Below are 11,798 nucleotides of genomic sequence, written 5' to 3'. Positions count from 1 at the left end.
GTATAAGAGACAGCGCCGCGCGCGTCCGGCTCGACCTGGAGCTGCCGGTGCGCGAGCCGTTCGACGCCCGCGGCGTCGTCGCGTTCCTCGCGGCGCGCGCCGTCGACGGTGTGGAGGTCGCGGACCTCGACGGCGACGACGTGCGGTACGCCCGGACGCTGCTGCTCCCCCACGGGCCCGGCGCGGCGGAGGTCATGGCCGGGCCGGGCGTGGGGCCCGGCCGGGTCGCCGTGCGCCTGGAGCTCGCGTCCGCCGCCGACGTCTCGGTCGCGGTGACCCGCCTGCGCCGGCTCCTCGACCTGGACGCCGACCCGGCCGCCGTCGACACGGCCCTCGCCGACGACCCGGCGCTGGCGCCGCTCGTCGCCCGCAGGCCCGGCCTACGCCTGCCCGGCACGGTGGACCCGCACGAGATCGTGGTGCGCGCCATCGTCGGGCAGCAGATCAGCGTGGCCGCCGCGCGCACGCACCTCGGTCGGCTCGCCGCCGGCGCGGGCACCCCGTACGTCTCCGCGGTCCCGGGGCTCACGCACCTGTTCCCGACGGCGGCACAGGTCGCGGCCGCGGCGGCGGACCACCTGCGCCTGCCGGCGCGCTCCGTCGCGACGGTCGTCGACACCGCCGGCGCGCTCGACGACGGCACCCTCGCCGTCGGGGTGGGCGACGACGGCGACGCGCTGCGCGCCGCGCTCGTCGCGCGGCGTGGCATCGGGCCGTGGACCGCCGCCTACGTGGCGATGCGCGTGCTGCGCGACCCGGACGCCTGGCTCGACGGCGACGTCGCGCTCCTCGCGGGCGCGGCCGCGGCCGGCGTCGACCTGGGCCTGCCGGACGACGCCCCGCGCTCGGCCCGGTCGCGCGCGCTCGCCGCCCGCGCCGGGCGCTGGGCGCCGTGGCGCTCGTACGCCGCCCTGCACCTGTGGCGCGCCGCCCTCCCGCCGACCAGGCAGTGACGCCGTCCTCAACCGGCATCCCGAGCACCCGTGCTGCTCGGCGCCCGACCTCATGTCCGACCTCATGTCCGACCTCACGGAGGAACCATGTCCGCCCGCACCACCACCCTCAGCACCCCCGACGGTCCGTTCACCGTCGTCGTCGACCCGGACGGCACGGTCCTCGCGTCCGGCTGGACGACGGACGCCGACGCCCTGGTCGGCCTCGTCCACCCCGACGTCCGGCCCACGGCCACGACGCCCGTGCCTGACGACGACCCTGCGGTCGCCTCTGCCGTCGCCGCGGTCCGCGCCTACTACGCGGGCGACGTGCGCGCGATCGACGCCGTCCCCGTCCGCCAGGTCTCCGGCCCGTACCGCGCGCACGCGTGGGACGTGCTGCGCACCGTCGACGCCGGAGTCCCCGTGACGTACACCCGCTACGCGGAGCTGTCCGGCCGTCCCGCCGCCGTCCGCGCGGCGGCCGGCGCGTGCGCGATGAACGCCGCCGCCCTGTTCGTCCCGTGCCACCGGGTGCTGCGGACCGACGGCAGCCTCGGCGGCTTCCGCTACGGCCTCGACGTCAAGCGCAGCCTGCTCGCCCACGAGGCCCGCCACGCCGGCTGATCCCGGCGGCCGGCGGCCTCACAGCGAAGGCTCCTCCGGCGTGGACACCGTGAACACCGCGCCGGCGATGACGGGCACCCGCGTCGCCGCCCGCTCGAGGTCGTCCAGACGCCGCGCGACGGTCTCCTCCGGCTCGTTGCCGCTGAGGTCGACGCTCGCCACCAGGTACAGCGACCGCGGCCCCACGTACTCGAGCCGCAGGTAGGTGACCCGCTCCACCTGCGGCATCGTGACGAGGTGCGCGAGCACGGCGGCCCGGGTCTCGGGCCGGGCGGCCTCGCCGACGAGGAAGCGACGGTTGCGGTCCACGAGGACCAGGGAGACGACGGCGAGCACGACGCCGACGACGATCGAGCCGACGGCGTCGGGCACGGGCGAGCCGGTGAGCTGGTGCGCGAGCACGCCCCCGAACGCGACGACGAGGCCGACGAGCGCGGCGGCGTCCTCGGCGTAGACCGCGCGCAACGTGGGGTCGGACGTGACGAGCACGTGGTGCAGGACGTCATGCTCGGCCTTCTTCGCCTCGGCCCGCGCCTGCCGGCTGGCCTGCAGGAACGAGATCCCCTCGAGCACGAACGCGATGCCGAGCACGGCGTATGCGACGCCGAAGTCGCTCGCGGGCTCGGGGTGCACCAGCTCCTGGATGCCGTGCGTGATGGACACGCCGGCGCCGACGGCGAACAGCCCGATGGCGGCGAACATCGACCACACGTAGGCCTCGCGGCCGAAGCCGAGCGGGTGCTCGCGGTCGGCGGGGCGGCGTGAGCGGCGGTCGGCGACGAAGAGGAACACCTCGTTCCCGGTGTCCGCCCAGGAGTGCACGGCCTCCGCGAGCATGGACGCCGACCCGGTGACGACGGCCGCCACCGACTTCGCGACGGCCACGAACGCGTTCGCGGCGAACGCGACGATCACGGTGAGGGTGCTCTCGCCGCCGGAGTGCGCGTCCTGCACGACGCGCGGGCTGGCGAGGGGTTCCGGCGGCGCGGCGGCGGGATCGGTCTCCGCGGGGTGCGCGAGAGCGGCGAACGGGTCGGGCGCGGCGGCGTGGTCGGGCTCGGCTGGTGCCATGCGCCCGGTCTATCAGCCGCGGGTCAGTCGGGCTCGCCGAACTCGTTGGGGCGCAGGTCGTCGGGGTCGACCTTGCCCGTGCGGAACCCCGCGCGGCCCACCATGTGCGCGGCGACGGGCGACGTGACGAGCTGGAACGCGACGACCAGCACGAGCATCGCGACGGCGGACCAGCTGCGCACCCGCAGCGCGAGCGCCGTGAGCAGGAGGATGAGGCCCAGCACCTGCGGCTTCGTGACGGTGTGCATGCGGGCCAGCAGGGACGGGAAGCGCACCAGGCCCAGCCCGGCGCCGAGCGTCAGGAACGCGCCGGCGAGCAGGCAGACCGCCGCGACGGCGTCGGCGACCGTCGTCCACACCCCCGGGTCGACGTGGGTCATCGCTGGGCACCCCCCGCGCTCTCGGCGTCGTCCTCGGCATCGATGGCGCGCACGCCGTCCCGCTGCTCTCCGCGCGACACGTCGGCGGCGCGCGCCTGCGCGGCGACCTCCTCGGGCGTGCGCACGCGCCCCTCGTCCACGGGCTCCTTCGCGGCGAAGCGGGCCATCGTCACCGAGCCCACGAAGCCCACCATCGACAGCGCGACGAGGATCGGGATGGTCTCCGTGCGTCGCGACCAGATGGCCTCGATCGCGATGGCGCACACCAGGGTGACGGTCAGGGTGTCCAGCGCGACCGCCCGGTCGAGCATCGACGGTCCCCGCTCCACCCGCACGAGCGCGAGCAGCGCGGCGACGGCCACCAGCACGGCGGCCGCGATCACGGCGGCGAGCATCATGCGTCCTCCCCTCGCCCGGGCGCCAGCCCGCACCGGGACAGCACGGCGTCGCTGGCGAAGGCCCGCAGCACCCGCTCCTCGAGCGCCAGCGTGTCGCGGCGCACGGCCTCCGCGCCGCCGGACGCGTCGATGTCGAGCACGTGCAGGTAGACGACGCCGGTGCTGCGGCGCGCCTCGACGACCAGCGACCCCGGCACCAGCGACGACATCACGGCCGTGATGGTGAGGTACGCGTCCTCGGGGTTGCGCAGCCGGACGGCGACGATGGCGCCGTGCGGCGTCGGGCCCGGCCGGACCGCCTTCCACGCCACCTCGAACGACGCGACGAACAGGTCGGAGACGAACCGCGCCACGAGCACGACGGCACGCCACGGCCGCACCGTGCCGTGCATGTCGACGTTCGGCAGCGGGAACAGCGTGACCACCGTCCCGGCGATGACGGCGCCCGCGATGACGTTGGCCCACGACAGGTCGCCCCACAGCAGCACCCACACGACGGTGAGCAGCAGGAGCGCGTGCCACTGCGAGCCCAGCCGCCGCAGCAGGTAGGCGGGTCGGCGCGACTGCGGGCTCATCCGTGCCCACCTCCCTGCGCCGGTCCCTGCGCGTCGTCGGCGTCGCCGCCCACGACGACGGACTCGCCCCGGCCGCGGTCCGCCCCGTCGGGGAAGACGGCGTCCACGTAGGTGTGGCCATCCATCGACGCGGTGGCGGCGCGCTCGGCGTACCCGTAGAGCGGGCCGGCGGCGACGGTGAGCAGCAGGCCGAACGCGACGAGCGCGCCGGTAGGCAGGACCATGCCGCGCGGCAGCGGCACGTCGGACTCGATCTCCTCCGACGGCGCCTGCCAGAACGCCTTGTTCCACGCCTTGACCACCGCGTAGAGGGTGAGCAGCGACGTCACGACCGAACCGACGACGAGCACCCACGCCAGCCCGGTCCCCACGGTCGCGCCCTCCGTGAGCAGCCCGACCTTGCCGAGGAACCCGGACAGCGGCGGGATTCCGGCGAGGTTGAGCGCGGGCACGAAGAACAGCACCGCGAGCCCCGGGGCGAGCTTGGCGAGGCCGCCGAGCCGGTCGAGCGACGTCGACCCGCCCCGCCACTCCACGAGGCCCACCACGAGGAACAGGGCCGTCTGGACGGAGATGTGGTGCACCACGTAGTAGATGGCCGCGGCCGTGCCCGCCTCGGTGGCGAGCGCGATGCCGAAGATCATGTAGCCGATGTGGCTGACCAGGGTGAACGACAGCAGACGTTTGACGTCGTTCTGCGCCACGGCGCCCAGGATCCCGATGACCATGGTGAGCAGCGCGAGCACCATGAGCACCTGGTCCACGGTGGGGTTGTCCGGGAACAGCACCGTCTGCGTGCGCAGGATGGAGTACACGCCCACCTTGGTGAGCAGGCCCGCGAACACGGCGGTGACCGGCGCGGGCGCCGTCGGGTACGAGTCCGGCAGCCAGGCGGACAGCGGGAAGATGGCGGCCTTGATGCCGAACGCGAGCAGCAGCAGGAGCTGCAGCGCCGTGCGGACGGTCGGGTCGATCTCCGGCAGCCGCTCCGCGAGCTGCGCCATGTTCACGGTGCCCGTGGCGCCGTAGATGAGCGCGATGGCGCTGAGGAACAGCGTCGACGAGACCAGCGTGACGATGATGTACACCGACCCCGCACGGATGCGCTCGGCCGTGCCTCCCAGGGTGAGCAGCACCGCGGACGACGCGAGCAGGATCTCGAACCCGACGTAGAGGTTGAACAGGTCGCCGGTGAGGAACGCGTTCGCCACGCCCGCGGCCAGGATGAGGAACGTCGGGTGGAAGATCGCGACGGGGATCATGTCGCCGCGCGTCGTGCCCGGGTCGTCCTCCCCCTCGGGCACGCCCTGGCCCAGCGAGTACAGGAGCACGCAGAGCAGCATCACGAACGAGACGGTGAGCATCACCGCGGAGATGCGGTCGGCCACGAGGTCGATGCCGACGGGGACGGCCCAGCTGCCGACCTCGACGACGATCGGCCCGCCGTCCGCGGCGACCAGCAGGCCGACGGACGCCGCGAGCGCGGCGGCGAGCGCGGTGACGCTGATGATGCGCTGCACGCGGGCGTACCGGTGCAGGGCGAGCGTCAGCCCGGCCGCGAAGAGCGGCACCATGACGGGTAGCGGCACCAGCGTGGCGGAGTCCCAGGGCATCACGGGCGCTCCTTGTGACGGTCGGCGTGACGGTCGGCGTGACGGTCGGCGTGGCCCTCGGCGGGCCCGTCGTCGCTGTCGTCGACGTCGTCGTACACGTCGGCGGCCTCCTCGTCGAGCGTCCGGTCCGGCTCGGTGTCGTCCGCGTCCTCGAACGCGGGGGCGTTGAGCGCCGCGTGCCGGGCGACGCGCCGGTCCTCGACGTCGTCCGCGACCTCGTCGTGGCCGTGCAGCTGCCACGACCGGTAGGCCATGGCGAGCACGAACGCGGTGAGCGCGAGCGTGATGACGATCGAGGTGAGCACCATCGCCTGGGCGAGCGGGTCGCTCATCCGCACGCCGTCCGGCGCGTTGCCGATGATCGGCGACGCGCCGGAGCGCCCGCCCATGACCAGCAGCATGAGGTTGACGCCGTTGCCGATGAGGACGAAGCCGAGCAGCACCCGGGTGAGCGGGCGCTCCAGCAGCAGGTAGACGCCGGTGGCGAACAGGACGCCGATGGCCAGCACGAGGATGGCCGGCGGCGTGTTCTCGAGGACGATCACGCGGACACCTCCTCGCGGGCGGGCCGCGGGTCCTGGCGGTCGATCTCGGCGCCGAGCGTGCGCAGCAGGTCGAGCACCAGGCCGACGACGACGAGCATCACGCCGATGTCGAAGAACAGCGAGGTCACGAGGTGCACCTCGCCGAGGACCGGGAAGTGCAGGTCGACGATCGTGCTCTGCAGCACCTCCTGCCCGGCGACGAGGGTCGCGAGACCCACGCCGGCGGAGAGGAACAGGCCGGTGCCGAGCAGCACGCCGGGGTTGATCGGCGCGGCCTCGCCCAGCTCGTACCGCCCGCCCGCGAGGTACCGCACGGCGAACGCGATGCCGACCACGAGCCCCGCCGCGAAGCCGCCGCCGGGCGCGTTGTGCCCGCTGAACAGCAGGAACAGCGCGAAGACGATCATGGCGTGGAAGATCACGCGGGTGACGACCTCGAACAGCACGGACCGGCGCTCGGGCTCCAGCGTGCTGCCCGCGGCGAGCCACACGCGGCGCGTGTGCGGGTCGGACCGGCTGACCTCGTCCACGCGGGACAGCCGCAGCACCTCGCCGCTGCGCTGCCGCAGGAAGATGAGCGACGCGACGCCGGTCGCCGCGACGAGCAGCACGGAGATCTCGCCGACGGTGTCCCAGGCGCGGATGTCGACCAGGGTCACGTTGACGATGTTCTTGCCGCCGCCCCACGTGTAGGCCTCGTCGGGGAAGTGCGTGCTGATCGGCTCGGAGACGCGCACCAGCGGCGCGGCGACGGTGAACGCCATCATGACGGCGCCGGTCACCACGGCCAGCGCGAGCCGCAGCCAGCGGCTCGCGGCGAGCGGCCGGTCGGTGAAGTAGGGGGGCATGCGGCGCAGCACCAGCACCATGACGACCAGCGTGATCGTCTCGGTCAGCACCTGGGTGAGGGCGAGGTCGGGGGCGCCGTGCAGCATGAACAGGGTCGCGTTGGCATACCCGGCGACGCCCACCAGGAGGACGGCCTTGAGGCGTCGGCGGGCGCGGGCGGCGAGCACGCAGGAGACGACGACGACGGCGACGACCGCGGCGTCGGCGGGGCGGTCCCACAGGACGAGCTCGACCTGCGGGTGGCCGCTGACCAGCCCGGACGCGAGGACCGCGCCGGGCGCGACGGCCAGGACGACCAGGATGATGCCGAGGTAGACGGGCAGCGAGCCGCGCTGGGTGGCGGCGGTGACGTCGGCCGCCAGGTCGTCCAGCCGGCGCATCGTGCGCCGGTAGGTGACCTCGGCGGAGCGCGGGGACCACAGGAAGTCCTGGGCCTTCTCCACGCGGGCGCGCTGCCAGAAGAGGACGAAGCCGGCGAGCAGCACCAGCACGGTGATCGCGAGGACCGGCGTGAACCCGCCCCACAGCACGAGGTGGCCCGGCTCGCCGCCCGGGTAGCGGTCCGCGTACGGGGCGAGCAGGCGCTCCCCCGTCGCGGGGACGAGCCCGACCGCCAGGCCGAGGACGGCGAGCACGAGCGGCGGGGTGACGAGCAGCCACGGCTGGCGGCGCACCGGCGTCGCGGGCGCCGGCTCCGCCGCGGCGTCGCGCGTCGTGGGGGTGTCGCCCAGCGCGGCGGCCGCGGTGGCGCCCGGGCGCCGCTTGGTGCCGAACGCGCCCCACGCGAACCGCAGGCCGTACGCCACGGTCAGCGCCGAGCCGACGACCACCGCGAGGAGCGCGATCCACTCGACCGCCCCGGCGCCGTGGATGACGTCGTGCCACAGGCCCTCGAGCGCGGCCTCCTTGGCGACGTACCCGGCGAACGGCGGGAAGCCGATCATCGACGCCGTGGCGAGCACGCCCGCGACGGCGGTGAACGGCATCGTGCGCCAGAGCCCGGACAGCTTGCGCAGGTCGCGGGTGCCGGTGGCGACGTCGACCGCGCCGACGACGAGGAACAGCGCCGCCTTGAACATGGCGTGCGCCCCGAGCATCGCGAGGCCGGCCAGCGCCAGCGCCTTGCTCCCGAGCCCCAGGAGCAGCACGATCAGGCCGAGCTGGGAGACGGTGCCGAACGCGAGCACGAGCTTGAGGTCGTGCTGGCGCAGCGCCTGGTAGCCGCCCAGCAGCAGGGTGCCGCCGCCCAGGACCAGCACCAGCCAGCGCCAGACGGGCAGGTCGGCGAACGCCGGCGCGAAGCGGGCCACGAGGTAGACGCCCGCCTTGACCATGGCCGCCGCGTGCAGGTACGCGGACACCGGCGTCGGGGCCGCCATCGCCGCGGGGAGCCAGAAGTGGAACGGGATGAGCGCGGACTTCGTCGCGGCGCCCGCGAGCAGGCACACGGCCGCCCACGTGACCGCGGTGCCCGACGGCGGGTTCGCGACCAGCTCCGAGACGCGCCAGGTGTCGCCCACGACGCCGAGGATGATGAGCCCGACCAGCATCGCGAGGCCGCCCGCCGTCGTGACGACGATCGCCTGCATGGCCGCGCGACGCGACGCCTTGCGGTCGGCGTAGTGGCCGATCAGCAGGTAGGAGAAGACGGTGGTGAGCTCCCAGAACACGAACAGGAGCAGCAGGTCGTCGGCGACGACGAGGCCGACCATGGCGGCGGCGAAGGCCGTGAGCACGGCGGCGAACCGGCCGAGGCCGAGGGCGTCGCGGGCGAAGTAGGCGGAGCAGTAGAGCAGCACCAGGGCACCCACGCCGCCCACCACGAGCAGCATGAACCACGCGAGCGTGTCGAGCTGCAGCGTGATCGACAGGTGCAGGCCGGGCACCCAGGGCACCTCGGTGGTCGGGAAGTCTCCCGCCGTCACCCGGGGGGTCATCGCCAGCGCGTACGCGGCGGCCGACGCGGGCCCGAGGGCCAGCACCCAGAAGGCTCTCCTGCCCACCCACGCCACCAGAGCCGGCGCCGCGAGGGCCAGCAGGAAGGTGAAGAGCAGCACTGAGAGCACAGCACTCCGTCCGGTCGAGGGGCGGGGCGTCGGCTTTACTTTACCGGCATCGAGCGATGGTCCGACGCTGACGAGATGACACGTCGGTGTGACCTGGGTCGCTCGACGCCGTTCCTACAGGTCCTCAGCGGCCAGCAGGAAGTCGGCCTCGTCCGCGATCTCGCCGCCCACGGCGGCGTGGATCGCCACCGCCATCTTCCCGACGAGGTCGGCGGCGCGCCGCCGGGCGACGACGTGCGCCGCCTGCGGGAACTCCTGGTTCGCCTCGTACAGGTCCGGCGGGTCCCAGCGCACGTGGTAGCAGACGGCGCCCGCGGCGGCCCACGGCAGCTCGCGCACCAGGAGGGGCAGTGTCTCGTCGCCGATCACCTCGACGGTGACGGAGCCGTCGAGGCCGAGGTCGGTCGTCAGGCCGTACGCGTCGAGCACCATCGGCGCCTGCAGGGCCTCGATGTCGACGTCGTCGGCGCGCTCGTGGATCGCCTTGCGCACCTCCGGGTCGAGCGGCTCCCCCGGGTACAGGGGACGGTCCGCGATCCCCGCGGGCGGGCCCTCGTACGGCCTGCCCTCGGTCGCGAGCCGCACCCGCGGGTGCGTGGCCTGCAGCACGCGGTGCGCGGCCTGCGGGTCCAGCCAGATGTCCGAGTACACCGTGAGGTCCACCGCACGATCGGGGTCGGGGGTCAGCACGACGCCCGGGCCGGCCGCGCGCCGGCCGCCGTCCGCGTCGTCCCACTGGCCCGCGACGTCGAGCCGCACCGAGCCGCCCAGCCGGCGCGCCGCCTGGAGCAGCCAGGAGACGACCCGCTCCTCCTCGCGGTTCGGCAGCGCCGCGGGGAACGCCCGCCCGAGGCCGTCGCGGTCGCCGCCGAAGCGGGCCGCGTCGTCCCAGCGCTCGCGCGGGCACACGACGTCGAACACCATCGCGGTGCCGCCGGGCAGGCCCGCGTCCACGCCCTTGCCCGACGGCGCGTACGGGCCGGAGACCACGCTGTGCCGCGACAGCCGCAGCACCCCGGGCTCCCCCGGGTTCGCCATGCGACCCACGGGGACGTCCGCGCCGGGCAGGTCCGCCGGGACCACGTCCCAGCGCGTGCCGACGAACCGCGACATCGCGAGGACCTCAATCTCGTCGACGACGACGTCCGACGGCACCCCCAGCAGGTGACGCGCCTGATGACCCTGCGCCGCCACCTGGGGCAGCGGCGGCAGTGCGGGCTGGTTCTGGGCCACTTGGCGGATCTCCTTCCGGGACCGGGGCGCGCCGGTGCCGGCGCGGCGGGACCGAGCGTAGCGACGTCCCGCCCCGTCGCGGAACGGCCCGTCGGGCGCCCCGGTGCCGCGGCCGCGCGCGGCGCTCAGACCTCGCTCCGGTGGAACGACTGCCACGACCGGCTCGCCGTCGGGCCGCGCTGCCCCTGGTACCGCGAGCCGTACGCGTCCGAGCCGTACGGGTGCTCCGCCGGCGACGACAGGCGGAAGAAGCACATCTGGCCGATCTTCATGCCCGGCCACAGCGTGATCGGCAGCGTCGCGACGTTGCTCAGCTCGAGCGTGACGTGCCCCGAGAAACCGGGGTCGATGAACCCGGCCGTGCTGTGCGTGAGCAGTCCCAGCCGGCCGAGCGACGACTTGCCCTCGAGGCGCGCCGCGACGTCGTCCGGCAGCGTCACCGACTCGAACGTGGAGCCCAGCACGAACTCGCCTGGGTGCAGCACGAACGGCTCGTCCGGCGACACCTCGACGAGGCGCGTGAGCTCGGGCTGCTCCTGCGACGGGTCGATGAACGGGTACTTGTGGTTGTCGAACAGCCGGAAGTACCGGTCGAGGCGGACGTCGATGCTGGAGGGCTGGAGCATCGCCGGGTCGTAGGGGTCGAGGACGACCCGCCCGGCGTCGAGCTCGGCCCGGATGTCGCGGTCGGAGAGCAGCACGGGGACACGGTAGTCGCGTCGGCGGGCGGGCGCCCCGTCGTCCCGGTGCCGGAGCCCGGCCGCGCCTCGTGTACCCTGGAGGCCGCGCACGCCGCGGGATCCGACCCCGGCACTCTTCGGTACCTCGCATCGAAGCCAGGTCCGCGCGCAGACGGCGACCCGCCGTCCACGACGATCTCCGCCCGACGAACCGAACACCGAGTCGCGCGGAACGAGAGCAGAGCAGAGAGCATCACTTCTTCCACCATCGCAAGGCCCACGTCCGCGTCCGCGGCGGAGGGCAGCACCCGACCTACCCCCGTGTGGCGCCGGGCCGACGACGACCTGTGGGTCGCGACGGTCGACGGCGAGTACGGGGGCATGATCACCCGACTCCCGGACGGCTATCACCTGCACGACCGCTTCTCGCGGCCCGTCGCCGTCGTCCCCACCCTCGCCGAGGCGACGGGGCTCCGCGCCCCGTCCCGCCGCGGCGCCCCGCGTGCTCGCCGAGCCCGCGCCCACACCGTCCGCACCCGCCCGGGTGCGACGACCGGACCCCGGTTCGCGGGTCCGTCGCATCAACGAGAGAAGACACCATGACCACCGGAACTGTGAAGTGGTTCAACGAGGAGAAGGGCTTCGGCTTCATCGCCCCCTCCGACGGCACCGCCGACGTGTTCGCGCACTACAGCGCCATCGTCGCGGACGGCTTCCGCTCCCTCAACGAGGGCCAGCAGGTCGAGTTCGACGTCACGCAGGGCCCCAAGGGCATGCAGGCGTCGAACATCCGCCCGCTCTGACGCCGCCGCCGGCACGCCGTCCGCGG

General features: G+C 74.3%; 12 protein-coding genes. 3 read left to right on the top strand and 9 right to left on the bottom strand.

Going from position 1 to position 11,798, the window contains the following annotated elements; genetic code table 11:
- The coding region (locus tag ACFWEK_RS11745) for a DNA-3-methyladenine glycosylase family protein (protein WP_430554154.1) at nucleotides 1-953 on the top strand (953 nt) is incomplete at its 5' end.
- A gap of 87 nt (nucleotides 954-1,040) precedes the next feature.
- Entirely contained in the window at nucleotides 1,041-1,559 is a 519-nt protein-coding gene (locus ACFWEK_RS11740; protein ID WP_430554153.1) for a methylated-DNA--[protein]-cysteine S-methyltransferase, read from the top strand.
- Between the two features lie 18 nt (nucleotides 1,560-1,577).
- On the opposite strand, the gene ACFWEK_RS11735 is transcribed toward ACFWEK_RS11740, so the two are convergent.
- The 9 genes from ACFWEK_RS11735 to dcd form a co-directional block, all read right to left on the bottom strand.
- Nucleotides 1,578-2,630, bottom strand: a complete 1,053-nt coding sequence (locus ACFWEK_RS11735; RefSeq protein WP_430546405.1) for a cation diffusion facilitator family transporter — start codon at nucleotides 2,628-2,630, stop codon at nucleotides 1,578-1,580.
- 23 nt (nucleotides 2,631-2,653) lie between these two features.
- Nucleotides 2,654-3,010, bottom strand: a complete 357-nt coding sequence (mnhG, locus tag ACFWEK_RS11730) for a monovalent cation/H(+) antiporter subunit G (RefSeq protein WP_430546406.1) — start codon at nucleotides 3,008-3,010, stop codon at nucleotides 2,654-2,656.
- Entirely contained in the window at nucleotides 3,007-3,408 is a 402-nt protein-coding gene (locus ACFWEK_RS11725) for a monovalent cation/H+ antiporter complex subunit F (RefSeq protein ID WP_430546407.1), read from the bottom strand. The genes mnhG and ACFWEK_RS11725 overlap by 4 nt, the downstream gene beginning before the upstream one ends.
- Nucleotides 3,405-3,983 carry a Na+/H+ antiporter subunit E gene (locus tag ACFWEK_RS11720; RefSeq protein ID WP_430554152.1) on the bottom strand — a complete coding sequence of 193 codons (579 nt, stop codon included), beginning with the start codon at nucleotides 3,981-3,983 and terminating at the stop codon, nucleotides 3,405-3,407. The genes ACFWEK_RS11725 and ACFWEK_RS11720 overlap by 4 nt, the downstream gene beginning before the upstream one ends.
- Nucleotides 3,980-5,596: a Na+/H+ antiporter subunit D gene (locus ACFWEK_RS11715; protein ID WP_430554155.1), complete on the bottom strand. Its 1,617-nt coding sequence runs from the start codon at nucleotides 5,594-5,596 to the stop codon at nucleotides 3,980-3,982. Before ACFWEK_RS11715 ends, ACFWEK_RS11720 begins: the two co-directional genes overlap by 4 nt.
- Nucleotides 5,596-6,141 (bottom strand): Na(+)/H(+) antiporter subunit C, encoded by a 546-nt coding sequence (locus ACFWEK_RS11710; protein WP_430546410.1) that lies wholly within the window; start codon nucleotides 6,139-6,141, stop codon nucleotides 5,596-5,598. Before ACFWEK_RS11710 ends, ACFWEK_RS11715 begins: the two co-directional genes overlap by 1 nt.
- Entirely contained in the window at nucleotides 6,138-9,056 is a 2,919-nt protein-coding gene (locus ACFWEK_RS11705) for a Na+/H+ antiporter subunit A (RefSeq protein WP_430554151.1), read from the bottom strand. The genes ACFWEK_RS11710 and ACFWEK_RS11705 overlap by 4 nt, the downstream gene beginning before the upstream one ends.
- 114 nt (nucleotides 9,057-9,170) lie before the next feature.
- Complete coding sequence (locus ACFWEK_RS11700; RefSeq protein ID WP_430554150.1) at nucleotides 9,171-10,289, bottom strand: hypothetical protein; 1,119 nt, start codon at nucleotides 10,287-10,289, stop codon at nucleotides 9,171-9,173.
- 125 nt (nucleotides 10,290-10,414) lie between these two features.
- Nucleotides 10,415-10,990 (bottom strand): dCTP deaminase, encoded by a 576-nt coding sequence (dcd, locus tag ACFWEK_RS11695; RefSeq protein WP_430546413.1) that lies wholly within the window; start codon nucleotides 10,988-10,990, stop codon nucleotides 10,415-10,417.
- 578 nt (nucleotides 10,991-11,568) lie between these two features.
- Between dcd and ACFWEK_RS11690 the strand changes: the two genes are divergently transcribed.
- Entirely contained in the window at nucleotides 11,569-11,772 is a 204-nt protein-coding gene (locus ACFWEK_RS11690; protein ID WP_429765752.1) for a cold-shock protein, read from the top strand.
- The last annotated feature ends 26 nt before the right edge of the window (nucleotides 11,773-11,798 follow it).

The organism is Isoptericola sp. NPDC060257 (assembly GCF_042726645.1).
GTDB lineage: Bacteria > Actinomycetota > Actinomycetes > Actinomycetales > Cellulomonadaceae > Isoptericola > Isoptericola nanjingensis.
The sequence above is the reverse complement of the archived record's forward strand: the minus strand, read 5'-3'. Positions and strand labels throughout refer to the sequence as shown.